21 protein-coding genes and 1 pseudogene are annotated in these 23,327 nt (G+C 71.5%); 16 read left to right on the top strand and 6 right to left on the bottom strand.

Features of this window, described 5'->3' with window-relative positions:
* Nucleotides 1-329: 329 nt before the first annotated feature.
* The 7 genes and pseudogenes from AB0912_RS28750 to AB0912_RS28720 all read left to right on the top strand — a co-directional run bounded on the left by AB0912_RS28750 (nt 330) and on the right by AB0912_RS28720 (nt 7,701).
* A complete protein-coding gene (locus AB0912_RS28750; RefSeq protein ID WP_366704834.1) occupies nt 330-2,600 on the top strand; it encodes a BTAD domain-containing putative transcriptional regulator in 2,271 nt (756 codons plus the stop codon).
* Nucleotides 2,601-2,676: 76 nt separating this feature from the next.
* Entirely contained in the window at nt 2,677-3,828 is a 1,152-nt protein-coding gene (locus AB0912_RS28745; RefSeq protein ID WP_366704832.1) for a hydrogenase expression protein HypA, read from the top strand.
* A gap of 296 nt (nt 3,829-4,124) precedes the next feature.
* A complete protein-coding gene (locus AB0912_RS28740; protein WP_366704830.1) occupies nt 4,125-4,886 on the top strand; it encodes a DeoR/GlpR family DNA-binding transcription regulator in 762 nt (253 codons plus the stop codon).
* A 258-nt stretch (nt 4,887-5,144) separates the two neighbouring features.
* Nucleotides 5,145-5,717: a BlaI/MecI/CopY family transcriptional regulator gene (locus AB0912_RS28735; protein ID WP_366704828.1), complete on the top strand. Its 573-nt coding sequence runs from the start codon at nt 5,145-5,147 to the stop codon at nt 5,715-5,717.
* Nucleotides 5,718-6,022: 305 nt separating this feature from the next.
* Nucleotides 6,023-6,307: a hypothetical protein gene (locus tag AB0912_RS28730; protein WP_366704826.1), complete on the top strand. Its 285-nt coding sequence runs from the start codon at nt 6,023-6,025 to the stop codon at nt 6,305-6,307.
* Between the two features lie 342 nt (nt 6,308-6,649).
* A pseudogene (locus AB0912_RS28725) lies at nt 6,650-6,850 on the top strand (esterase-like activity of phytase family protein); the annotation flags it as partial.
* Nucleotides 6,851-7,119: 269 nt separating this feature from the next.
* Nucleotides 7,120-7,701 carry a BlaI/MecI/CopY family transcriptional regulator gene (locus tag AB0912_RS28720; protein WP_366704824.1) on the top strand — a complete coding sequence of 194 codons (582 nt, stop codon included), beginning with the start codon at nt 7,120-7,122 and terminating at the stop codon, nt 7,699-7,701.
* A 152-nt stretch (nt 7,702-7,853) separates the two neighbouring features.
* On the opposite strand, the gene AB0912_RS28715 is transcribed toward AB0912_RS28720, so the two are convergent.
* The 3 genes from AB0912_RS28715 to AB0912_RS28705 form a co-directional block, all read right to left on the bottom strand.
* Entirely contained in the window at nt 7,854-8,393 is a 540-nt protein-coding gene (locus AB0912_RS28715; RefSeq protein ID WP_366704840.1) for a YbjN domain-containing protein, read from the bottom strand.
* A 106-nt stretch (nt 8,394-8,499) separates the two neighbouring features.
* Nucleotides 8,500-9,306, bottom strand: coding sequence for a hypothetical protein (locus tag AB0912_RS28710; RefSeq protein WP_366704822.1), 807 nt, complete (start codon nt 9,304-9,306; stop codon nt 8,500-8,502).
* Nucleotides 9,303-10,355 carry an NlpC/P60 family protein gene (locus tag AB0912_RS28705; protein WP_366704820.1) on the bottom strand — a complete coding sequence of 351 codons (1,053 nt, stop codon included), beginning with the start codon at nt 10,353-10,355 and terminating at the stop codon, nt 9,303-9,305. The genes AB0912_RS28710 and AB0912_RS28705 overlap by 4 nt, the downstream gene beginning before the upstream one ends.
* 387 nt (nt 10,356-10,742) lie before the next feature.
* On the opposite strand from AB0912_RS28705, the gene AB0912_RS28700 reads away from it, so the two are divergent.
* From AB0912_RS28700 to AB0912_RS28665, 8 genes are all read left to right on the top strand, one after another.
* Nucleotides 10,743-11,570 (top strand): hypothetical protein, encoded by an 828-nt coding sequence (locus AB0912_RS28700; RefSeq protein WP_366704818.1) that lies wholly within the window; start codon nt 10,743-10,745, stop codon nt 11,568-11,570.
* 15 nt (nt 11,571-11,585) lie between these two features.
* On the top strand, nt 11,586-11,894 hold the full coding sequence (locus AB0912_RS28695; RefSeq protein WP_366704816.1) for a hypothetical protein: 309 nt from the start codon (nt 11,586-11,588) through the stop codon (nt 11,892-11,894).
* 1 nt (nt 11,895) lies between these two features.
* Entirely contained in the window at nt 11,896-12,684 is a 789-nt protein-coding gene (locus AB0912_RS28690; RefSeq protein WP_366704814.1) for a hypothetical protein, read from the top strand.
* Complete coding sequence (locus AB0912_RS28685; protein WP_366704812.1) at nt 12,674-14,509, top strand: hypothetical protein; 1,836 nt, start codon at nt 12,674-12,676, stop codon at nt 14,507-14,509. Before AB0912_RS28690 ends, AB0912_RS28685 begins: the two co-directional genes overlap by 11 nt.
* A 1-nt stretch (nt 14,510) precedes the next feature.
* Nucleotides 14,511-16,205 carry an SCO6880 family protein gene (locus tag AB0912_RS28680; protein ID WP_366704810.1) on the top strand — a complete coding sequence of 565 codons (1,695 nt, stop codon included), beginning with the start codon at nt 14,511-14,513 and terminating at the stop codon, nt 16,203-16,205.
* A gap of 5 nt (nt 16,206-16,210) precedes the next feature.
* Nucleotides 16,211-17,764, top strand: a complete 1,554-nt coding sequence (locus AB0912_RS28675) for a type VI secretion protein (protein WP_366704808.1) — start codon at nt 16,211-16,213, stop codon at nt 17,762-17,764.
* Nucleotides 17,765-18,483: 719 nt separating this feature from the next.
* A complete protein-coding gene (locus AB0912_RS28670; protein WP_366704806.1) occupies nt 18,484-18,708 on the top strand; it encodes a hypothetical protein in 225 nt (74 codons plus the stop codon).
* 38 nt (nt 18,709-18,746) lie between these two features.
* Nucleotides 18,747-19,685 (top strand): hypothetical protein, encoded by a 939-nt coding sequence (locus tag AB0912_RS28665; protein WP_366704804.1) that lies wholly within the window; start codon nt 18,747-18,749, stop codon nt 19,683-19,685.
* Nucleotides 19,686-19,807: 122 nt separating this feature from the next.
* On the opposite strand, the gene AB0912_RS28660 is transcribed toward AB0912_RS28665, so the two are convergent.
* The gene (locus AB0912_RS28660; RefSeq protein ID WP_366704802.1) at nt 19,808-20,542 is read right to left on the bottom strand and encodes a hypothetical protein; all 735 of its coding nucleotides are present in this window, start codon (nt 20,540-20,542) and stop codon (nt 19,808-19,810) included.
* 676 nt (nt 20,543-21,218) lie between these two features.
* Between AB0912_RS28660 and AB0912_RS28655 the strand changes: the two genes are divergently transcribed.
* Nucleotides 21,219-21,428: a hypothetical protein gene (locus AB0912_RS28655; RefSeq protein ID WP_366704838.1), complete on the top strand. Its 210-nt coding sequence runs from the start codon at nt 21,219-21,221 to the stop codon at nt 21,426-21,428.
* 79 nt (nt 21,429-21,507) lie between these two features.
* Here the strand turns inward: AB0912_RS28655 and AB0912_RS28650 are convergent, their stop codons facing one another.
* A complete protein-coding gene (locus tag AB0912_RS28650; protein ID WP_366704800.1) occupies nt 21,508-21,927 on the bottom strand; it encodes a WhiB family transcriptional regulator in 420 nt (139 codons plus the stop codon).
* Nucleotides 21,928-22,096: 169 nt separating this feature from the next.
* Nucleotides 22,097-23,008, bottom strand: a complete 912-nt coding sequence (locus tag AB0912_RS28645; protein ID WP_366704798.1) for a LysR family transcriptional regulator — start codon at nt 23,006-23,008, stop codon at nt 22,097-22,099.
* Nucleotides 23,009-23,327 lie beyond the last annotated feature (319 nt).

The following is a 23,327-nucleotide window of genomic DNA, read 5'->3' as shown; positions in this document are numbered from 1 at the left end:
GCCACTCCGCCCTCCTCAGCGACGTCTCCGAGAACTACCAGTACAGCGAGAAATCCCTCACCCAAATGTGGTCCTCCGTCCGCATCGGCCGATAAGCACACCCACCGCGACACTCCGAAGGGCCGGGTCTTCCCAGACACCCGGCCCTTCGTCGCTGCCCACGGCGAAGGGGCACGGCGCACCCGGACAGCACCCATATCAAGGTGATGTGGCCCAGCTATCAATGTGTACGAGGGGAAAACCAACCGGCCCTTTCGGTCGTCCCACACTGGTAAGCCCGTCCACCCACGTGTCCGAGCCATGGCACATCCAAGTGATTGGGGAACGACGTGCACAGTGCGGCACTGCGATTCGGCGTGCTCGGCTCGATACAGGCCTGGCACGACGGCACACCCGCGGAACTGGGCCCTCCCAAGCGGCGCGTTCTCCTCGCCCGCCTGCTCCTCAACACCGGGCAGCCGGTGTCCGTGGAGCGGTTGTGCCGCGACCTGTGGCCCGCGGGCGACCGGCCCGCGGCGGCGGCGTCCACCGTCCACTCCCACATCAGCCGGCTCAGGACGATCCTCGAACCGGACCGGGCCGCGCACCAGCCGTCGAGTCTCCTCGTTCGGGAAGCCTCCGGCTATCTGCTGCGTACCTCGCCCGAGGCGTTGGACGCCGCGGCCTTCGAGGAGTTGCTCACCGAGGCAACGGAGGCGCTGCGGCAGTCCCGTGGCGACGAGGCCCACGACAAGGTAACCAAGGCCCTGCGGCTGTGGCGGGGACCGGCCTTCTCCGAGGCGGCCGGCTTCGGTTTCGTCGCGTCCGAGGTCAGTCGCCTGCAGTCGCTGCGGCAGACGGCGGAGGAAGTGCGGGTCGGCGCCCTGCTGAACCTGGGACGTGAGGACGCCGCGGTGTCCCTGGCCGAGGCCCTCACGGTGACCGCGCCGCTCCGCGAGGCTTCCTGGGCGCTCCTGATGAAGGCGCTGTACGCGACCGGGAGGGGCGCCGAAGCCCTTCGGCAGTACGAACGCTTCCGCCGTGCCCTCGCCGAGGAGTTGGGAGTGGATCCCGGCCCGGCGTTGCGGGCCCTGCATCTGGCGGTACTGAACGAGGACTCTCGGGCCGTTCTCCCGGATCGCCGTCCGCCCACGGTGACCGTGGCTCCCGCCGCGCCGGAGAGGGAGGACGGGGCGCCGCTGTTCGGCCGGGACCACGAGTCGCGCCGTATCGCCGACACCGTACGGCGGACGGCCGACGGCAAGGGGACGCACTGGGTGTTCGTCTCCGGCGGCCTGGGCACGGGCAAGACCCGGCTGTTGGAGCAGACCGCCGCGGCCGCCGAAAGCCAGGGATTCGCACAGGTCCGGCTGGTCTGCTGCGGTCCTTGCGACGACTCGCTGAGCAACGCCGTCTTCGGCCCGGCTGCCCGCCTGCTCGCGCAACTGCGCGCGGGACCGCCCACGCCCTCCGCCGCGGCGTACTCCAGGGAAAGCGCCCTGACCGAACTCCTCGGGGAGCTCGCCGAGCGGGCCACGGTGGTGCTGGTGGACGACCTGGACGGACTGTGCGAAGCGTGCCGTGAACTCGTACACCATCTCAGCGTGCTGCTGCGGGAGCAGCCCGTCGTGGTGGTCTGTTCGTCCGCCGAGCGGGCCGCTCCCGGGACCGCCTCGCTGACGTCATCGGTCGCCCGGCAGCGGGCCTTGTGGGTCCGCCTGCGTCCGCTCTCCGTCGAGGACGTCTCCGCTCTGCTGACCTCCGTCGGAGAGGCCCGGTCCGCTCCCCCGGGGCACGCGTTCGCGCTGCACCGGCGCAGCGGGGGGAATCCGTTCGTCCTGAGCGCGTTGCTGGAACTTCCGCCCCGGCACCGGGTCGGCCCCGACGCCGTCGTGCCGCCCGCGCTGGTGAACGTCGTCGCTGCCCGCCTCGACGCCCTGCCCGAGAGCGCCCGTGCGATGGTCACGCGGGCGGCGGTGTGCGGCCCCGATCTCGATGTCCCCCTGCTGGTGCGCCTGTTGGACATTTCTCGCGAGGAACTGCTGAAGCTGGTGGACACCGCGGTCCACGCGGATATCCTCACGTGGCAGCCCGGCCCCCGCTCGGCCGACGACCCTCCCGGGACGGCGGGAGCGGGCGGGTACCGGTTCACCGGCATCATGGACGAGGCGGTGCTCGCCACCCTCACCCAGGCGTCCCGGCAACTCCTGCACGCGTCGGTGGCCAAGGCGCTGCGCGGCCGGGGCGGGCACGACCACGCCCTCGCGGTCCGGCACCTGATCCAGGCGGGGCCGCTGGCGTCCCGTGAGGACCTGGCGCAAGAGTGCCGCGCGGCCGGCCGGTACTGCGAGGAGCGGGGGCAGCTCGCGCTGGCCCACGCCTGGTACGCGAAGGCCGCGCGCTTCGGGGGAGGCGTGACCCACGGCCCGCACCAGGACGTCACGGCGGGCCGGCACTTGCGCCGGGGCACAGAGCGAGCCGGGCGTCCCGGCCCGCCCGCCTCGGACAGCGGACGGCCTCACGCGGATCACAGCGGCTCCTCACGCCCTCCGCCGGCACACGCGCGATCGGATACGACCCTTCCCCAGGCCGGATCACACGACGAACACCCGGCTGCCTGAGGCATCTCCCTGGCCCTCCGGCGGAGAGCGATCAGGTTCGACCCCATCACCCACACCCTGCACAGACGGAGTAGAGATGTCCGACCTACGAGGCAAACTGAGGCGCCGCACCCCCTCGGGTGACAGTGCCGCCGCCCAGTCAGAGCCCGCCGAGACGCCGGAGGCCACCGAGCCGGAGCCCCGGTCCGGTCAGGCGCAGGCCGGCGCGCCCCAGGGCGTCGGCGCCGACGCGCCCGCCACGCCGGTCTCGGGGACAGCCGAGACAGCGGCCGGCCGACCGGCCGCCGCCGCGACCGCGCAGCGGAGGAACGCGCCACAGGCCATCGCCGCCGCTCGCACGGCCGCGTCGGGGGCCGGCAACGGGCCAGACGAGGACTCGCCCGACGGGCGCTCCGGCCCGAACAAGCCCATCCTGGCCGGTGCGGCGATCGTCGGGGCCATCCTCGTCACCCTCCCGTTGCTGCTCGTCGGCGCGAACAAGCACGAGGACAAGAAGGCACAGGTAGAGCCGGTCGCCGTGGGCAACCAGGCGGACACCGTGCTGGACGGTGACGATCCCCAGGGAAGTGGCGACTTCGTGGTGGAGTCGCCCACCCCGTCCCCCTCCCCCACGGTGTCGAAGTCCCCGAAGGCCCCGAAGTCCGCTTCGCCGAGCCCGAGTCCCTCGGCGGAGAAGCCGAAGGAGCACAAGGCGCCCGCGGCGGTTGCCGCGCAGTCCGCCGTGGCCGTGAAGCCCCCGCAGAACTCGGCCGCGGGCGCCGTGCTGCGGCTCGCCGGAAACGATCTGTCGGCACGCCACATCTGCTACCGCGCCTACGTGTCCGGCCAGGGGTGGCAGAAGCCGGTGTGCGATGGCGCGATGGCCGGCACAACGAACCAGAACCGTCCGATCAAGGCCCTGAACATCGCGGTGTCCGGCAGCGGCGGCTCGTCGGCTAATGCCTTCGTCCACAACCCCGCCTCCAAGAACGGCAAGGGCAAGTGGATGCCGGAGTGGACGACCCTCAAGGCGGACGGCGCGAACAACTACATCGGCAGCACGGACAAGAGCGCGCCGGTCATGTCCGGCTTCGCCATCAACATCGGCAAGGGCAGGATCTGCCAGACGGCCAAGGTGCACGCGGTCGACTGGTTCGGCAAGGGCTGCGCCGACGCCCGCCCCCGCCTCACCTTCGGCGGTTCCCTGAGGAACGACCGCTACCTGGAGGCGGTCAAGCTGACCGTCTGACCCTCTGACGTCCGATCGGCCGGGAGCGTTGGACCGCGAGGTTCAACGCTCCCGGCTGGTCCATGTCAACCTGCGCCTCACCTTGACCTGATGGGTTGTCATAACTGGGCAACCACTCGGCACCGGGTGGGCGAACGGGTGTAAGTTTACGGAGAGGATTGCTGTGGGAGTGTGCCAACAACGGTCACACGCACCCAGGTTGACCTGAGTGGGTTCGTACCCACGGCCGCCTCGACCGCCCGGATCACGCGCACAGTGCAGGGCTGCGCCGACAGACACCGAACAGGGGTTTCCTCATGGACTCAAACACCCGTCAGCGGGAGATCCTGACGCTGGCCCGAGCCAAAGGCTCCGTGGACGTCACCACGCTGTCGTCGGAACTCGGTGTCTCGGCGGAAACCGTGCGCAGGGACCTGCGGAGCCTGGAAGAGCACGGCCTGGTCAAGCGGACGCACGGCGGGGCCTACCCGGTGGAGAGCGCCGCGTACGAGACCACTCTGGCGGACCGTACACAGCGTCAGTTCCCACAGAAGATGCGTATCGCCCGTGCCGGCGCGAGTCTGCTGAAGGGGGCGGAAACGGTGTTCGTGGACGAAGGGTTCACCCCGCAGCTCCTGGCCGAGGCGCTGCCCGACTCCCGCCCCCTGACCGTGATCACCTCGTCGCTGACCACCGCCGTCGCGCTCTCCACCCGGCCGAACATCAACCTCATCCAGCTCGGGGGGCGTGTCCGGCCGGGGACGATGGCCGCCATCGGTCACGACTGCACCCGGATGCTGGCGGCGCTGGTTGTCGACCTCGCCTTCATCGGAGCCAACGGCATCTCCCGTGAACACGGCCTGACGACGCCCGACACCCTGGTCGGGGAGGTCAAAGCGCAAGCCGTCCGCAGCGCCAAGCGCCGCGTCCTCATCAGTGTCAGCAGGAAGTTCGGCACGGTCAGCTTCTCCCGGTTCGCCGAGGTGCGCGATTTCGAAGCGATCGTTACCGACTACGGCCTGTCCTCGACCGAGGCCGCCCGTTACGGGATGCTCGGCCCGCAGGTAATACGCGTCTGACGCTCCGGCGTGGACGCGTCCGAGCCGGGGTTCACCGCGCGACCGCGCGTGGGATCCTCGCACCGGGTGTGTGCCCTGCGGGGCGCGGGCCGGCCCGAACGCAGCGGGGACGGCTGTATGACCGGGCACCCATTCAGGACCACCCAAGGAGCCACAGACTGAAGTCATCGCTCTCCGGACCGTTCGGCGCACTCCTGCTCCGTCACACGGGTGGGTAGCATCCAACCCAACACCAGCGGTCTGGAAGGTGAGTGTGCCGTGTCCGAAATCCCTCATGTACTCGACGAGTACGCCCAGCGACTCCGCTCGGACCTGGAAGCCAACGAGCAGGAGCAGAAGAGGCTGCTCAGCGCTCTCCATCAGCTGGAACGCGAGTACGAGGTCCTGCTGAAGATGCGGATCACCCTGGACGCCGGTGCCAAGGCCGTGGCCCGTCTCCTGGAACCCCCCGCCGCCCTCACGGGGTCTCCCCTGTCCGAAAGGGGTGTCGGTTTGGCGCAGCAGTCACACCTCACCCCGGTGGACACCCACCTGCTGGCCGGTCGCAGCCGGGGCCGCCGCCCCGGAGAACGGTCCCTGATCGAGGTGGTCTGCGCGCTCTTGCGTGAGCAGGAGGAGCCGCGGTCGGTGGCGGAGATCCGGAAGGCCGTCATGAAGCAGCGCCCGGCGACCGAACAGACCGTACGCAACACGCTGGACCGCCTGGTCTCCACCGGCAAGGCCGAACGGACCACCCAAGGGCGCTCCGTCTTCTACAGCGCCACGCGGCACCCGACAGGAACCCCCGGAACTTGGGACGGCATCGAGGTGAGCGCCGGCCCGGCCGAGTGACGGCCGCCTCGCAAGAAGCGGGACACGGGCACTGCCGCGTGGCGTGCGGGCACGAAAGCGAATCCCGCCTCGCGGGGTGCGGCCCCGACCAGCGCTGTCGCCCGGTGTCACGGGCTCCGACCGGTCACCCGTGGGCCGCACTCTTTCTCGCCTACACCTCTGCCGGGCCGGTAGAACCGACACATGGTTTCCCTCCCCTGTCCTCTAGACAACGCCAGAGGAAACCGACGTGACCGCCGACCGCCCGTTCCGGGGACCGAGCGATGGGCCCCCGAAGCACGTACGCACACGAGGTGTCAGAGACGATGACGACCGAACGTTCCACCGGACCCCGCCCGCTGCGCGGTGCCGACAAAGCGAAGCCCCGGCGCAAGCAGGTGCTACTGCGACTGCATCCGCACTTGTACGACGCGCTGGCCCGCTGGGCGGGAGACGAACTGCGCAGCACCAACGCGCAGATAGAGTTCCTGCTCCGAACAGCCCTCACCGAGGCCGGGCGGCACCCCACGGCGCCCCGTGTGGTGCCCCGGGAAATCGCCGACAGGCACGGCGACACCGAGCCGACGATGCTGCGACGGCGCACGGGCTGACGGACGCCCGGTCTCCGAGCACCGCCCCACACCTCAGGTCGAGTCCGGAACACCGTCCGTCGGACCGGCGGAGCGTACTGCCGTCAGCGGGGCCGCCGGCCCGCTCGCCGCGCGGACCGCCCGAACACCCGCTCGCGTGAGACCGATCGGCGCCTGTTTCCCCCGGTTCGCCCTTTCGGTCACCGGCTGCTCTACGGTGCGGCCATGCCGTCCAGAACCGCCCTCGCAGCCGCCCGCCCTCGCGCTCGCTTCCCTGACCTGCGTCAGCACGGGCCAGGCCGCCGATCGCGGCAACTCCGCCGACACCAGCCGGCCTTGCTCCTCCTCCGGCCGCCTCACCGCCTGCTCGCCGACCGCGACAGCACCCGGCTGATCGCCTCCGAGGAAGAACCCTCGATCCGGCGATACGACCGCGCGGGCCGCCTGGCGGAACGCTTGCCGGTCCCCGCGCCCCTGGCCGTGGCACCGGCCGGCCGCACGCGCGACGCCACCTTCGAGGGGCTCACCCTGCTACCCGACGGGCGGACCCTGATCGCCCCGCTGTGGACGCCGGACTCGCCGTGCCCCATCTCGTCTCGCGGTCACCCCGGACGACCGCGTCCTCTCCGCCATCGATAACGCCCGGTGCGGCATGCCGAGGCCTCGGATCCCGGGAGTGGGAACCACCCATACACGGGTTGGCCGTCTCGGGAACCACTCAATAGGTCGACCGCGGAGTCCGCAGGCCAGTAGCTCCCGTTCCCATCACTCCTGTGAGGTGACATGGGTGGCTGGCCCGCGCCCCGACAACCATGAACGGAAAGGTGACCCCTTTGCCGGAATCCCTTCACCTGCTGCGCGAGTACGCGCGCCGTCTCCACGCGGACCTGGACGCCAACACCAGTGAGCGGCGGCGACTGCGGGACGGGTTACACAGACTGGAGCAGGAACACCACGTGCTGATGAATGTGCAGATCACCCTGAACTCCGGCGCCGCGGCGATGCCCCCGCTGACGCGTCAGCAGCGTGACGCGCCGGGTCTAGGGGGCGAGCACGGCGTGGTCCCCTTCGTGATGACGGAACGCGCGTTGGTGTACGCCCACCCGATGAGCGGTCACCGCGGCGGCCGCCGGCCCGGCGAGCGCGCCCTCATCGACGTCGTCAGCACGCTGCTGCGTGAACACGGCGAACCGTGCTCGGTGGCGCAGATCCGCCGCGCCGTCGTTCAGACGCGGCCCACGACGGAGCAGACCGTGCGCAACACCTTGGACCGGCTGGTCGCCACCGGCAAGGCGGAACGGACCACGCGTGGCCGTTCGGTGTTCTACAGCGCCGTCTGTCCGCTTGGGGATGAGCGCGGCGTGGTCCGGCCGGAGGGTGAAGCCGCCCTCGGCCAGGGTGAGAAGAGGTCCTGAGCCGCTCCCGGCCCGTGCCCGTTTCAGGGCGTCGGGCAGGGCACCAAAAGGCCGGGCCCCCTACGGCGGCCCGGCCTCAGGATCCGTGACGCGGCCCCACGAACCGGCACGGAGTACAGGATCCGTCGACGACGGCGTCGCCGCGACGGCGGTCAGTCATCCACGGGGGTCTCCGGCTCCGGTCCGTCGAGATCTGCGGGTTCCTCATCCGCTGTCCCGGGCGCCTCCGCGCCCTCCCGGCCGAGCAGTTCCAGCATGTGGCGCTCGAATTCGATGGACCCCTGAACCCAGCTCACCGTGCAGGACACGAAGTGCTGGACGTCGACCCCGGTACCGATGAGCGTCTGCGCCTCGCCCACCAGACGTATCTGTCCGTCCTCGGGTGTGAAGGTGCAGACCTTGGGCCACAGGGTGCGGCGGTTCCAGTCGTCGATCCACTCGTACAGCTTCGGCTTGTCCTCCGGCGGGTACGGCCGGTCGTAGAAGGTGCGAACGGAGAAGACCTGCTCATCTCCCTCTCCCCGGAACATGAAGTACATGCGGTACTCCTCCCAGGGGGCGACGAGGTCTCCCTCGTCGTCGACCGAGTGCTTGAGCTGGAGCTGGTCCAATAGCTGCCGCACGAGGTCCTGGTCCGGCACCAGCGGCTCCCCGGGGGCGGCCTCGACGACGGGCAGCCCGGCATCCGTCAGGTACTCGTTCCCGGTATCGGGCAGGTGCTCGATACCCGTGCCCGGCGAGTGCCCGGTCCCGTCGTCGGGCAGGTGCGTGGCCGCGTTCGCGGCGCCGGTCTCGGCTTCAGTGCTCACCGTCTGTGTTCCCTTCGTTCTGCCGGTTCCGCGCGTCGCCGCGCCCGGGGTCGAGCGCGGGCAGCGTCGCGCCCCGCTCGGTCAGGCCCGCGGGGACGGCGGTCTGGAGCAGGTGTGAGTACAGGCCCGCCAGGGTGTGGCGCGCCACGGGGGCGTCCTCGCCGTGGATGGCGGTGACGGCCGCGAGCAGTTCGTCGCCCCACTGCCGCTTCACCGGGGTGGGGGGCATCGCCCACCACAGGCTGAAGGCGCGGCGGCTGGCCTGCTCGACCTCGGGGTGCCGCGCTCCCTGGATGGTGGCGCGCAGCCGCGCGGCGTGCAGGTAGTACCCGAGAGCGGTGGCGAAGTCCTTGTCCAGCGCGGCGACATAGCCCCGGACCTCGCGGACCTGCACGGTGTACATGTGGGCCTCGCCGTAGGCCTCGGTGGTGTCGCGGTCGAGTTGCTCGACCAGGGTCGCGGCGCCGTCCAGGTCCCCCGCGTTCGCGGCCGAGGCGACCTCGTCGACGCGGAACCTGATGGTCTGGGCGGGGAGGGCGCCGGCCGCGCGCCCGCTGCCGCCGCCTTCCCAGAACCCGTCGCTGACCCTGCCCCAGGCCCCGTAGAGGGGTTCCGCGCGGCCGGGTACCTCGCGGGACGACGGCTCGGCGACCGGTTCCGGACCGCTGTTCCCGTCCGTCCCGCGCCGCCTGTCCCGCGCGCTCTGCCGGCCGCGCGCGCGGCGTTCGCCGCGTGCGCTCTGGTCGTCCCGCGCGTTCTGCCCGCCGCTCGCGCGGTGGGGTGTGCCGACGCTCACCAGTTCACCACCCGTCGGATCTCGGTGACCCTGGTGGTCGCCGTGGTCGAGTTGCGCCAGTCCGCGTACGGGACGACGCGCGTGCGCACTCCGGTCCGGGGTGCCTCGACGAGGAGGCCGTCGCCGATGTACATACCGACGTGACCGGGCCGCGCGTCGCTGCCGTCGGAACCGGGGTTGAAGATCAGGTCACCCGGCCTGGGCTTGTCGAGCGCCACCCGGGTACCGACGTCGACCTGCTCGTACGTCGTGCGCGGAATCGTCACGCCGGCCGCCTTGTAGGCCTGCTGCATCAGGGAGGAGCAGTCGCAGCGGTGGGCCGGCGCCTCGCCGAGGCCGTCGGTGCAGTCGCCGCCGAAGTGGTACCAGCCGCCCTTCTGCCGCAGCGCCCAGGAGACCGCCGTGCGGACCGTGGCGGGCACCGAGGCGGGCAGGGTCACGGAGGCCGGCTCGATCGCGGGTGCCGCCGTGGCGGGCGCGGCGAAGTCGGCGCTCATCGCCATGATCCTCTCGACGTAGTCGTAGGTCTGTCCCGCTGCGAACGCGCGCGGGGGAACGCCTCCGTACTGCTCGACACGGCCCCAGCCCGCGTTGTAGCCGGCGAGCGCGAGTTCCATGGGGCTGCCCTCGAACTCCGGTCTGGCCTTGCCCTTCTTCAGCAGGGCGCACATGAACCGGGCCTGGGCCGGTATCGCGTCCGCGGGATCCCATACGTCACGGCGGCCGTCCCCGTTGCCGTCGACGCCCCACGTCGTCCAGGTGCCCGGCATGAACTGGGCGATGCCCTGGGCCCCGACAGGGCTGCCCGCCCGGGGGTTGAAGCCGCTCTCCTGCTGCAACTGGGCGGACAGAACGGCGGGGGACAGCCCCGCGGAGCAGGTCCGGGCAGCGTCCCGCACGAGCGACGCGTACTGCGAGGGCACTCCGCCGGCGCCCACCCGCAGGGCGGTCGTCCTGGGGTTGGCTCCGGCCGGGACGGTGGCGCCGGCGTCGTGCTGGGACGCGGAGGCCAGCACCAGCAGGCCGGTTCCCAGCGCGACCGGTGTCATGACGAGTCCGGCTCCTGCCCCCCACAGCAAACGTTTGAACCTCATGCAGCTACCTCCAGGCCCGCATGCAGCCACGCCTCGTCAATTCCTGCTGTTCTCACGGTGATTCGGCACATCTCAGCGCCCACTCCCCAGCCAGGGGATCGTGACACACTATGCACTACCCAATGACTCCATGGGGTGCTGGTATCCACTCCGGACACAACGACGTTTGACGCGCGGGTTTGGTTCTCCGCGACGTCGAGCGCGTACGACGCCTGTCGCGGTCTTCGCGGAGCGGGCGGTTCACACCTGACGAAGTCACTTCGCCCACCTGGGGAAACGATGAAGAAGACAGGGCATGCGCGTTCCCGGATTCCCGACCGCGCCCGGCTCGTGGTGGCCGTCATGTCGGCCACGGGAGGCAGCGGACGATCCACCGTCGCGGGCCTGCTGGCGGACGGGATGTCCCAGGCCGGCAGTGTGGTGGTGGTCGACCTGGCACCCCGGCTCTCCTCGCCCTGGCCACGCATCGCGGCAGGTCAAAACGCGGACGGCCTCGCCGGGCTGCCCCCCGACCAGCCGCAGAGCCGCGGCCAGGTGCGCCGGGCCTGCGCGACGAGTTCGGCGGGTGAGGGCCACCCCGAGTGGCATCTGCTGACCGATCTCCGGGAGTGGCACTCCGGCCCGCTGCGGCTGCCCGAAGAGGCAGCACCGTGGTATCAGTTGGCATCTGTCGGCGGGTGGCAAACTATCATCGCGGATACCCGGCACACGGTGGCACACGACATTGTGCGAGCACGCTACACCGAAGGCCGGGGCGCGACCCGTGAGTGGTATGAACTCCCCTGTTCCATCGGGCTGTTGACCGCCGCCGCGACCGCGGGTGGAGTACACGGCCTGCAACAGGCCGTACGGGCCTTCCAGTCCGACGGCCTTCCGCTGGACCGCACGGTGATCGCTCTCGTCTCGGTGGGCGACGGGCGGATGCCGCCCTCGGTGAAGGCCGCCGCCACGATGCTGGAAGGCCACGGGTCCGCCGTGGTCCACGTGCCGTACGACCCGGTGATCAGGGCGCACGGCCTCGCGCAACGCTCGCGGCTGCGCGCCCGCACCCGGGAGGCCGCCCGGCACCTGGCCCTGGCCGTGACCGACACCGCGCACGCCGCCTGGGGCGACCCCCTGCCCGAGGCGCCCATGCCCGCCCCGCTCTCCCTCTCCGCCACCGCACTGTAAGGAGGTCCACCCGACATGAGTCTGCTTCCTCTGTCGCACCCGATCGCCAAGGGCCCCGTGCCGGGCATCACGCCCGAACTGCCGGGCGAAGTGGACGGTCCCGTGCACACCATCCTGAACTGGACGGCCGGTCTCGGTCTCGCGGCCGCGGTGCTCGGCGGCCTCCTCGGCTGGGCCGCCGTCGCGGTCGGCCAGAACAGTGAGCGGGCGGCCCTGGCCGCCCAGGGCAAGCGGGCGATCCTCTGGTCGTGGCTGGGCGCCGGCGGCATCGGCGCCACCTCCGCCCTGGTCCTGCTGTTCTTCAACATGACGCACGGGGCGTGACATGAGCCCATACGAACAACGGGTGCGCCGGGCGCGGTTGGTCCTCGGTGTCACCGGCGCGGGGGCCGTGGTGGTGGTCGTGGCGCTGGCCGTCCTCGCCTTTCTGCTGCTCGACGGCGGCGGCTCGGGCGACGCCTCGGCCGCCGCCGGGGACCCGTCGACGGCCGAGGCCGCCGGGACGGCCGGCGCCTCGCGGGCCGCGGGCCCGCCGCGGGACGGGATGACACCGGAGAAGGGCGAGAAGATCGCTCTCACGGTGCCGGGCGCTCCGCGGGGCGGGGTGTCGACCGGCTTCCCGCACACGGCGACCGGCGCGGTGTCGGCCGCGGTGTACTTCTGGGAGGAGTTCGCCTTCCTCGACGACAGCAAGGCGCGCCAGCAGCTCAAGGCCCTGGCCGCGCCCGGCGCCTCCGGCCTCGTGGACCGGCGGATCTCCGAGGTGCGCACGCTCCGGGAGGCGGTGGGCCTGCCGCCGTCCGGCGGGACGCCCGCCGGGGTCACCTTCTCCACCTCGGTCAACGCCGTCCGTCCACGCTCGCTCGACACGAAGGGCGATGTCGTGCAGGTGTGGCTCAACTACGACCGCTACGCCACGGGAAGCGACGGCGGCGCCGACCAGGCACCCTTCCGCGACGAGGACACCGACCTCGTCATGAGCTGGCACGAGGGTGTCTGGCGGATCACGGACGGCGCGAAGTACGGTGCCGAACTGACGTATCCGGTGGCCTACTTCCCCACCTCCCCCGATGCCTGGAGCGACGGGTGGGTGCAGGTGCGCCATGGCGACTGATTCCGTCGGCCGGCGCCGCGCGGCGGCGCTCGCCCTGATCGCGGCCCTGTGGTGCCTGGTCCTCCAGGGCGCCCTCACCCCCGCCGCGCACGCGGCCCCCGCCGCCCCGCACGACACGCACGCCTCCTACGGGCCGGGGGACGGCCGCCCGCCGCCCGCGCGGTGGGAGGGCAGACAGAGCGGCGTGGACAAGGACGGCAAGTACTGCCTCCTGTACGCGGACGCCGACTGCCGCCCGCTCACCTCGCAGGAACGCTCCAGCGCCGCCGGGAACTGCCCCGACAGCGGCCCGTGCGCCGGGTCGGGCCGCGAGTCGGCCGAGAAGCGCAAGCTGGACCAGTGGCGGGACAAGTCCGCCGACACCGGCACCGGTCACCGCAAGCTGGAGGCGTTCCTCGTCTCCTGCGTCGACCGAGGCGAGACGTTCCAGGCGTGCTACGCGAAGGGCACCAAGAAGTACCCGCGGCCCGCCGACCCCACCCAGAACTGGGTCGCGGGGAAGATCAGCGAGTCGGCGTCCGACGCGCTCCAGGAGACGGCGGGATACATCGGGACGGCGGTCGTCTGGCTCCTTGAGGAGTTCTCCGACGTCTTCGGCATCGCCTCGGCCGTCGATCTCGACACCCCGGGCATCAGCAACGTCGCCGGGATCGCCACCGCGCTGTCGGCGGTCGTGGCCACGTTCCTGCTGCTGCTCCAGTTCGGCAGGGTGTCCCTGAGCCGCCAGGGCGGCCCCGCGGCAACCGCCCTGTTCGGCCTGGCCAAGTGGGCGGTCATCTCCAGCGTGTACTTCGTCGTCGTACAGACCGCGCTGACCTGGTCGGACGCCGTCTCCACCTGGGTCGTCAACTATTCCTTCGACGACGGGGGTTCGGGCAAGAAGGACGCCGCCGACGCCATGCGGCGGCAACTTCGCTCCATGTTCGGCGGCCTGACCACCTCGGCCTCACAGGGCACGCTCGTCAAAGGCGACGCCGTCAACCCGCCCGCGGTCGGGGTGGTGATCGTGATGGGCATCGTGTGCATCCTCGTCATCGGCGCGCTGTGGGTGCAGATCCTGCTGCGGCAGGCGGCGATCATGGTCCTTGTCGCGGCCATGCCGGTCGTCCTCGCCGGGCAGGTCTCCGACGCCACCCGCGCCTGGTGGCCCCGGGCCCGGGACGCCCTGATCGCGCTGGTCCTGCTCAAACCGGTGATCGTCGTCTGTTTCTCCATCGGCTTCTTCGCCATGCGGCCCGGCAGCGGCGTGCAGAACATGATCGTCGGACTGGTCGTCTTCCTGATGGCGTGCGCCGCCTGGCCGGTGCTGGCCCGGGCCGTCGCGCCGGCCCGGGAGAGCGGCGCCCAGATGTCCGGGGCACTGCTCGGTCACCTCGGACTCGGGGGCGGCCTCGCCGCGCCCCGCACCCAGGTCACCGGCGCCGGAGCGGTGGGCGGGGGCTCCGCGTACACGCGGGCGCTGGAACACGAGACCACGCCCACCTCTTCACCGGACGCCCGGCCCGCGGCGAACCCGGCCAAGAGCACGTTCTGGAGCAGCGAGCTGCGCGAGGCCGGCGTCCGCGCGGCCCGGCGCGGCACCCCGTCCCGGCCCGGCACCGCGGCACCGGCCGAGGCCACGTCTCCGCCCGACGCCGCTTCACCGCCCGACGCCGCTTCACCGGCCGGCGCCGCGCCCTCGCCCCGCGGCTCGGCCGGCGCCCGGGAGCCCGGAACCGGCTCCCCGACGACGGCGACCGTCCCGGGCTCCGGCCCCTCCCCCGATCCCGGTGACGCGCTCCAGACGGTGGACGCCGCGCCGACCCCACGTACGAAGGAGGTCTGAGGTGTCCGCACCCGTCAGCTACGGAGGCTGGCAGTCCGAACGCTCCGGCTTCATGGGGCAGTTGTCAGGCGCCGGGTTCCTCCTGGTCGCCGCCGGCAGTGGGCTGCTGCTGCTCCCGGTGAACCTCGGCAGCTGGGCCGCCGCCCTCGTGTGCGTACCGGCCGCGCTGCTGCTCTTCCTCCTCGCGTTCGGCCGGGTCCACGGCCTGAGCGCGGACGAATGGATCTCTCTCGCAGTGAGGCATCAGATCGCCGTGGCCACCCAGCGCAACGTGTTCCTGTCCGGGGCCTTCGCCCCCCGTTCCCGCACCTCCGGCCGCCAGCCGACGGATCTTCCGGGGGTGCTCGCCCGGCTGCGGTTCCTGGAGGCGTCCGACGGTCTGGGCGGCACCGTGGGGATCTCGTTCGACCCGCTGACCGACACGTACACGGCGGTGGCCCGGGTGACCTTCCCGGGGCTCGCGCTCGTCGACACCGACGAGCAGACCTCCCGCGTGGCGGCCTGGGCGGCGTTCCTGCGCTCGCACTGCACGGAGGACTCGCCGATCGTGCGGATCGCCGTGCACCAGCGCTGCCTGCCGGACGACGGCGCGGCCCTGCGGTCCTGGGCGGACCGGCACTTCGCCGCCGACGCGCCCGAGGCCGCCGTCCGGGCGCTGACCGAGGTGATGGAAGACGCCGGTCCCTCGGCGACCGTCCGGGAGACGTATCTGTCCGTCACGCTGTCCGCCGCGCGCGCCCGTTTCGCCATCAGGTCCTCGGGCGGCGGGCAGGTCGCCGCCGCCGCCGTGCTGGTACGCGAGGCGCACGCCCTCCAGGGAGGGCTCGCCTCGGCCGGGCTGCACGTCGTGAACTGGCTGGCCCCGCGCGCCCTGGCCGCGACCGTGCGGACCGCCTACGACCCGGAGGCCCAGGTGGTGCTCGCCCGGCGGGCCGCCGAGGCCGCGGGCGGCGCGGACACCGGAACGGGCGAGAGGGGCACGGGCGGGACAGGCACGGGCGGGACAGGCACGGGCGGGACAGGCACGGGCGGGACAGGCACGGGCGGGACAGGCACGGGCGGGACAGGCACGGGCGAGAACGGCGTGAGCGGGACGAGCGCCGGCGAAACCGGCGTGAACAGCCCCCGTCCCGCCCTCGCCGCCGGCGTGGACCCCGATCTCGCGGGTCCCGCGCACGCCGAGACCACCTGGGGAACCTACCGGCACGACGGCGCCTGGACGGTGTCCTACCAGGTACGCACCTGGCCCCAGTCCGAGGTCTACGCGACGTTCCTGCAGCCCCTGCTCCGGCCCCGGGCCAACGCCCGGCGTTCGCTGAGCCTCGTCTACGAACCGGTACGGCCCCGGCGGGCCCGGCAGGAACTCGCGCGCGAGCGGGTCAAGCGGGACAGCGCCCGCGCGTTCCGCGCCAGGACCGGACGGGACGAGAGCGAGGACGAGCGCCGCGAGGCCTCGGTCGCGCGGGCCCAGGATGTCGCGCGCGCCTCGGGACAGGGGGTGGTCCGGATGACGGCGGCCATCGCGGTGACCGTCACAGACCCGCGTGAACTGGAGACGGCCTGCGCCGAACTCCAGGCGGACGCGGCGGCGGCCGGCCTGGAGGTGCGCCGTATCTGGGGTGCCCAGGACGTCGGATTCTCCGTGGCCGCCCTGCCGTTGGCCCAGGGGCTGCCCGAGCGAAGGGCGGGATTCTGATGGGCATGGGCTTCCGGCACCGCGGCCCGGACACCGACACACGGCTGGAGGCCTCGGCCCTCGGGGAGGCGGCCGGGCTCGACGGGCCTCGCGCCGCTTTGCCGGCCGTTCCCGCCCTCACCCCCCGCGAGCGACGCCGTGCCCGCTCGCTGGAGGACGCCGAGACCGCGATGCGGGTCGCGCCCCGCAAGGGGTGGACGCACCCGTTCGCGGGCCGCTCCGCGTCGGTCCCCCGCGTCGAGACGGTCCGGGTCGACACGGCGAACGCGGCGGGCGCCTATCCGTTCCTGCACGCCGCTCCCCTGCCCCCGGTCGGCGCGTACATGGGGCAGAACACCCTCACCACGGAGGCGTTCAGCGCGCATCCGGCGGCCTGGGTGCGCCAGGGGCTGTGCACCAACCCGAACGTGATGATCACGGGTGTGCCCGGTTCGGGGAAGAGCGCCCACATCAAGGCGCTGTGCTTCCGCCTCATGGCCTTCGGGCACCGCACGCTGATCGCGGGCGACGTGAAGGGGGAGTACGCGAGCCTGTGCCGGCATCTGGGCACCGAACCGGTGCGGCTCGGTCCCGGCCTGCCGGGCCGGCTCAACCCCCTGGACGCGGGGGTGCTCGGCACCGACCTGGACCGCGTCCGCGACCAGGGCGAACTGCGGGGCAGGCTCCGGGAGATCCACCGCCGGCGCCTCACCCTGCTCAAGGCGCTGCTGGAACTGCAGTTGCGCCGGTCCCTGGAGCCCCAGGAGGAGGAGGCGCTCGACGTGGCGGTGCGCGAGGTCACGGGAGAGCTGTACGGGCAGTCCCGGCTGGACACTCCCACCCTTCCGCTGGTGTACGACCGGCTGCGCGACCCGACCGACGCGATGGCGGGCGAGTTGCGCGTACGCGACCAGGAAGTCCAGCGCGCCCGGGAGCAGATGGAGTCGCTGCGCTCCGCGCTCGGCGCCATGGTGAAGGGGCATCTGGGGGGACTGTTCGATCAGCAGACGTCCATCGGCCTCGACTGGGACGCGCCCATCCAGTCGGTCGACGTGTCGGCGCTCGAGCAGTACGGGGACGAGACCGTCGCCATGGTGCTGACGTGCGTGTCGTCATGGGCCCAGGCCGCCATCGACCGGCCGGGCGGACGCCCCTGGATCGTGGTGCGGGACGAGCTGTGGCGGCAGATGCGCTCCGGCGGGACCTCACAGGTCCGCAAGATCGACGCGGATCTACGGCTGTCCCGTGCCGCGGGCACGATCCAGTTGCTCGCCACGCACCGGCTCAGCGACTTCGAGTCCGTCGGCGCGGCCGGCAGCGAGGCGCAGACCATCGCCAAGGATCTGATCTCCTCCTGCGAGACGCGTGTGCAACTCGCCCAGGACACCCGGCCGTTGCAGATGACCCGGGAGGCCATCGGGCTGACCGACGCGGAGTGCGCGCTCGTCGGTTCCTGGGGCGCGGGCCAGCGCGGCCGGGCGCTGTGGAAGATCGGGCGCGGCGCGGGCCACGCGGTCCAGCTCGTGCTGTCCCGTACCGAACAGGAACTCTTCGACACCGACGAGCGCATGACGATGTGACGGCGCGGGCGCGTCGCTCGTCCGGGACCCGTCCCCCGGTGGCATCCCCTGGTGCGCCGTCCGCTGTCCGCCATCCGTCCGGAGTGGTGGCGCGGTCTCCCCGGCGTTGTCGCGGTCCTTGGCGGCGCCGGCCCGCAGCGGACGGCCAAGGCGATGCGGCGCGCTCTCCTGCCGGACCGGGATCGGAGAGTCGCGGGGGCGTTGGTTAGCAGCCCGATAGCAAGGCGAGACCAAAACACCCGGGGACGGGACGGTCCGCCCGCGGCGACGACACGAGCATCCTCGGGGCGGTGTCCCGCGCCGAAGCCGTGGCCAGGGGGTGGACGCCCCTCACCCGGCCGGCCCGGGGCAGCCGGCCGGTCGTCCGGGTCCGGCACTCTCGTCTCGCACTGTGAGACTTTCGCCCTTCCCTCCCCTGCCCGCCTTGATATTCAATGCGCCAACTCGAACGCAAGCACGCAAGGGATGGCCGATGCCGCCCCACTCGCGCGATTCCAAGGAAGAAGTCGCCGATGCCCCCTCAACGCCCACCTCGGCGTCCGTCTGATCCGGGCCGCAGGCCGAGCCGCCGGACGGTCACCTGTCCGCGACCGCCGCTGGGTTCGTCATCGGCGCGGGCCTCTTCGCCGGTTCGCGCCCGGACATCGCGGCCCGATGAAGTCCGTCGACCAAGAACCCGGATATCGCCGTGGGCGCTCCGGGCACCGGAAGGGCACCCCATGGAACACTCACCCCGCTTTTCGAGCCACATCCTCGACACCTATCGCAGGCGGGTGGAGAACGACCTCCTGTTCCTGCGGAGTGAGCGGCTGCGTTTGCAACAAGCCGGACGGCCCCCCGCCACGACACCGGAGGCCATGCGCGAGATAGCCGCGCTGTGGCAGGCCGAGAGTGCCCTCAGAAAGATCAGGACGCTGCTTTCCGAAGCGTCGGGCCGCCGATGACACCCGTTTTCCCCCTCTTCGCCCGGCATCGTGCTCGCGTGAGCCTCGCGCTGGAGGACGGCCCGCTGGGCGCCGTCCTCACATCGCCGCGCGCGTCGGCGAGACCGGCCACCGAGGCCACCGCCGGCCTGTGGACAGAGCGGCTCACCCCGCTCCTGGAGCGAACCGTCCGTACCGACTGGAGTGTGCGTGAGCACCGCTTCCGGGTCCTGGCCGCCTTCCTGGCCGGAACGCGGGTAGCCGATCTCTGGCACGCGCGGGAGCCCCGTTCCGGCGACGCGGCCCTGTTGCGCGCCGCCGTGGTCGTCCACCTGGCGCGGCAGCACGGCACCCGGCCGCCCGCCGAAGCCATCGACTGGTGCGGTCAGGCATGCGCCGCCGCCCCCGAGGACCCCACTCCCTGGGCCGTCCTCATGGACGTCTACCGCCGGCTTTCGTACGGGCAGGAAGACGTCCTGGCGGCCTGGAGCGAAGCGATCATCCGCGACCGGTGGCACCGAGGCGCGTATCTGAGCATGCTCCAGTACCTGTCCCCGGCCGAGGCGGGCTCCACCATGAAGATGGTGGAGTTCGTCGACCGCGTTGCCGAGAACGCCCCGCCCGACGCGGCCTGCGCGTCGGTCCAACTGCGCCTGCACGTCCACCGGTTCCACGCGCTGCGCGCCGAGGGCGGACTCCACGCCGCGACGGCCGGGCGCTACTGGAGCGAGCGGGAGGCCGCCGGCCATCTCGACAGCATCGAACGAGCCTGGCCCCAACCGGGGTTCTTACGTCACGCGCAGCGCCTGGAGGACCTCAATCTGCTCGCCTACGCGCTGGACGCGGCGGAGCGCCGCGAAGAAGCGGCGGTGGTGTTCCGGGCGATCGACAAGAGGGTCACCTTGTGGCCGTGGGGTTCGACCGAGACTGAGGCGCTTTCGGCTTTCACCGCAGCGGGTGAGCGATGCGCCGGACGAGCCCGTGGACGGCGGCCGTAGCCGCGATGGCGGCGTGAACCCTTGCGGGCTTCACCGGGGATTCGGCCGCCTCAGGGCTTGGGGCCACGAAGTTCTCCCGCCGAACCTCGCGCAAGCGTGGGGGGAGCTTTCGGGCACACTTGTCAGTGTTCGAAAGCTCCCTGCCTCATCTCTCCCACACACCAGGCGCCGAGATCCGAGAGCCAGCGGACCTTGTCGTCGGCATGCCGGTCGTGGGCGCCGGAGGTGACCAGACGCAGAGCCCCGTCCGGCGTCACCGCCACGGCCGTTGGCGCGCTCCGCTCCGCGTCGAGGACCGGGTCGGCTGACTCGTCCAGACCGTAGAGGGTCCGGTGACCGAGTACCGACACGGTGAGGGGGAACTCCAGGATGGCCCGGCGGGTACGCGTCACCGGCCGGCCTCCCGGACGCCGGGCCTCGGCGCAGTAGAGCGGGACGTCGCCCGTCAGGAGCCGTCGCGCCGCGTCCCAGGGAACTCCCTGGGCCCACACGTGTGTTTCCCGTACCGCTGGACTCATCCAGAAGGGGTGGTCACCGCCGTTGGCCAGCGGCAGCACCACGCGAAGGCTGCTGAAGGCGAGCAGGCGCCGGGCGACGTCCCGAGCGAATCCGTCGAGTTCCACGTGCTCGCGGAGCGTGGCCTCGAAGGACTTCACCAAGAGTGCGAGCGGTTCCATCCAGTTACCGGTGAGCTTCCACGTGACATAGGGGTCGGCCGTCACGAGGAAGCCGGTAAGAGGGTGGGGCGTGGGCAGGACGAGGGCTTGGCCCCGCCGCAAGCTGCGGCGGGCACCGTCCAGGTCCACCGTGCCGTACCTAGATCCCGCAGGCCACCAGTCAGCCTCTTTCTGATTCATGCGTCCTCATGCGCTTTCTCACGTTTGTTTGGGTTGCCGTTGTGGGCGACCGTGCCACGGCGCGGCTCCGACGGACAGATAGGTGGACGCCCGTTTCCATGGATCGGTCAAACTAAGTGGTCATCCAATCGGCAGTGAACGGTCACACGATCCCGGCCGCATGCCCGCTTGATCAGCCTGAACTGGGCTTTCCTGTACGGAACTTGGCGCCAATCGGGCACTGTCGACGGGTGAACTCCCACGGCACAGGGTTGATTCCACTCTACTGAATGGTGTGTACTTGAACACCCAACCGGTCACCAACCTACCAATGTCGGTGACCGGCACGACGTTCAGCGGTGCCGAGCAGTTGTCGCCCCGCGCCCCGCCACCCTCACCAGCGCACTTCCACCGACCTTGGCGGTCCGGACCGCCGCCTTCGAGAGAGGCCGTTCGTATGTCATCCGTACCCGAACGTCAGCCCCAGTCGGCGTCCGTCGCCGCCCTGCGCGGCGGCGCCCTCACCACGCAGCGTCCCGCGAGGGCCGGTTTCCCCCAGAGGATCACGTCCGTCGCCGTCGGGCAGGCGCCTCCGGACGGACCGTCCGGCGAACCCGCCGCGCGTGAACACAGCCGCGAGGACGGCGGGACGGGAGCCGAGCGGACGAAAACGCCGTCCGGTCGAAAGCAGGTTCTTCTGCGTCTCCACCCGCGCCTTTACGACGCCTTGGCCCGCTGGGCCGGTGACGAGTTGCGCAGCACGAACGCGCAGATCGAGTTCGTGCTGCGCGCCGCGCTGGCCGATGCGGGACGGCAGCCCGGAGCCCCCCGGCCCGTGCCCCGGCACCCGGGCGAGCACGGTGTCGGCCCGGAGAGCCCCACCGCCCGCAGGCGCCCCATGCCGTGACAGCGGGGGTCGGTCCTCTCCCGAAGTCCGCGGGGAGTGCGGCACGTTCAGGTGCTGGCTCCCCGGATCCTCCCGTCGGTCACGCGGCGGACAGCCGTCGATCCGCACGTTCGCCCCGCTCTCGGACTTCGCCCAGCAAAGAGGTGTTCCCTTCCTCTTGGCCGAGCCGCGCGATCCATTCCGGGCCCAGTCTTTCGAGCAACCGCGCCCGCAGTGCGCGCCGTTCACGAACGGTGGTCGCTCCCCAGATTCCCGTCATCGCCAACTCCTCGTTGGCGAGTGCCCATTTGAGGCAGGCTTCGGCGAGGGAGCACTTCCGGCAGATGCTTTTGGCCCGGCGGGTGACGCGATCGGCGTCGCCGCCCAGCGGTGGTCCGTCGGCGTCCCACTGGAACAGCTCCGGTTCGGCGCTGCACCGCGGAGCTCCCTCGCTGCGCGGAAAGGGAATACCGACACGATCCGCGCGCTGCCTGATTGCCCGAGGCCCGACCAAGGACATCACCTCACCCCTTGATCATTTCGATAATCCTTCTCCGAATTACGCAATTCCGCTTCAGTAAGCTTGTTTTGCCTGACCGTAACACGCAGACCGGTAACCTGCTTACGTTACCAGCCAGTTGATATCACTCAGCATTCTGCGAATACGCACAGAAAGCCGTTCGACTCACTTATTCCGCCGACTGGTGCGCGAACGAGATCAGATGCCGGGTCAGCGCGAGGGCCGCGTCGGACAGATCCTCGTGCCGACGGGTGACGAGGCAGACAGGCACCGGGTCCGGCGCGGGGCTGAGGGCGATCCGCGTCAACGCCGGATGGTCGTCGATCAGCTCGATGGGCAGAAACCCGATGCCGATGCCCGAGGCCACGAGCGCCGCCGCCGAGGCGAAGTCCGCTACCTCCACGCCGACGTCGCGGACCGCGCCCTGCTCCGCGAAGAGACCGTCCGTGTGCGCCCGGTTCGCCCACCGCGCGGGGAAGTCGACGAACGTGCGAGGTGTCAGGTCGGCGAACGAGTACTGCCCCTCGGCCAGCGGGTCTTGCCGTGTGCAGGCGAGCGCTGTCTGAATCCAACCCACCTGCTCGACCGTCATCTCACGGGACAGGCTGTCGCGCGGCGGGTGCTGGTCGTGCAGCGCGAGGACGGCCAGGTCCGCGGTACCGTCACCGATCCGTGCCAGCGGCTCCGCGGCGACGCCGTCGGCCGCGCTGAGCCGTATCGCGAGGTCGGGGTGATGCCGGTGGAACTCCGTCAGAGCTCCAGCGAGATCGAGCGATCCCGTCGATGCCGTGGTCACCACGGTCAGCGCACCGGCCAGGCGGCGGCGCATCTCACCGATGTCGGTCCGGGCACGAGCCAGCACGGTGAGGGTGTTCCGGGCGTGCTGGAGGAGCCGCTGGCCGGCCGGCGTGAGGACACCCTCGTCACCGGTGGGTGCGAACGCCTCTATCCTGAACTCCGTCTCGACGCGGCGTACCGCGTCAAAGACAGCGCTCGGCGAGACCTTGAGCCGCTTGGCCGCCCTGACGGCACCGGGAGCCTCTGCGGCCGCTACGAAGTACTCGAGATGACGAATTTCCACCTGCTCATCGTGAGTCGGCCACCCATCCGCCGACCACAGTCCGCGCGGTGCTGAAGGCACCCTCAGAGCATCCGCATAGCACGATGTGTGTAGCGGTCCGTGAGTGAGATGCCGTCGGCGCTATCAGTTCGCGCCGAGCGCGCTATCGGGCAGCGGGACCGCCGCGAGGGCTTCGGCGCGGCCGGCTCGAGGGCACGGGTGGTTGGCGGGTTCGCAGACGCTCATACCACGTCGCCCTGCCATGACCGCATCATGCCCGATGTGTGCCCATCACTTGTGGGGGCCTTGACCAGCCCTGGAACCCACGAGCCACCCATGG

This window comes from Streptomyces sp. NPDC007084 (genome assembly GCF_040703595.1).
In the GTDB taxonomy this organism is placed as follows: Bacteria; Actinomycetota; Actinomycetes; order Streptomycetales; family Streptomycetaceae; genus Streptomyces.
Note: the sequence above shows the minus strand (reverse complement) of the source record. Positions and strands in the feature narration are given on the sequence as shown.

Bases quoted from the DNA above. Each gene is read 5' to 3' on its own strand.
- AB0912_RS28675 (WP_366704808.1), top strand. From the start codon at position 16,211: ATGGGCTTCCGGCACCGCGGCCCGGACACCGACACACGGCTGGAGGCC.
- AB0912_RS28650 (WP_366704800.1), bottom strand. From the start codon at position 21,927: ATGTCCTTGGTCGGGCCTCGGGCAATCAGGCAGCGCGCGGATCGTGTC.
- AB0912_RS28730 (WP_366704826.1), top strand. From the start codon at position 6,023: ATGACGACCGAACGTTCCACCGGACCCCGCCCGCTGCGCGGTGCCGAC.
- AB0912_RS28670 (WP_366704806.1), top strand. From the start codon at position 18,484: ATGGAACACTCACCCCGCTTTTCGAGCCACATCCTCGACACCTATCGC.
- AB0912_RS28690 (WP_366704814.1), top strand. From the start codon at position 11,896: ATGAGCCCATACGAACAACGGGTGCGCCGGGCGCGGTTGGTCCTCGGT.
- AB0912_RS28745 (WP_366704832.1), top strand. From the start codon at position 2,677: ATGTCCGACCTACGAGGCAAACTGAGGCGCCGCACCCCCTCGGGTGAC.
- AB0912_RS28740 (WP_366704830.1), top strand. From the start codon at position 4,125: ATGGACTCAAACACCCGTCAGCGGGAGATCCTGACGCTGGCCCGAGCC.
- AB0912_RS28700 (WP_366704818.1), top strand. From the start codon at position 10,743: ATGTCGGCCACGGGAGGCAGCGGACGATCCACCGTCGCGGGCCTGCTG.
- AB0912_RS28685 (WP_366704812.1), top strand. From the start codon at position 12,674: ATGGCGACTGATTCCGTCGGCCGGCGCCGCGCGGCGGCGCTCGCCCTG.
- AB0912_RS28660 (WP_366704802.1), bottom strand. From the start codon at position 20,542: ATGAATCAGAAAGAGGCTGACTGGTGGCCTGCGGGATCTAGGTACGGC.
- AB0912_RS28695 (WP_366704816.1), top strand. From the start codon at position 11,586: ATGAGTCTGCTTCCTCTGTCGCACCCGATCGCCAAGGGCCCCGTGCCG.
- AB0912_RS28705 (WP_366704820.1), bottom strand. From the start codon at position 10,355: ATGACACCGGTCGCGCTGGGAACCGGCCTGCTGGTGCTGGCCTCCGCG.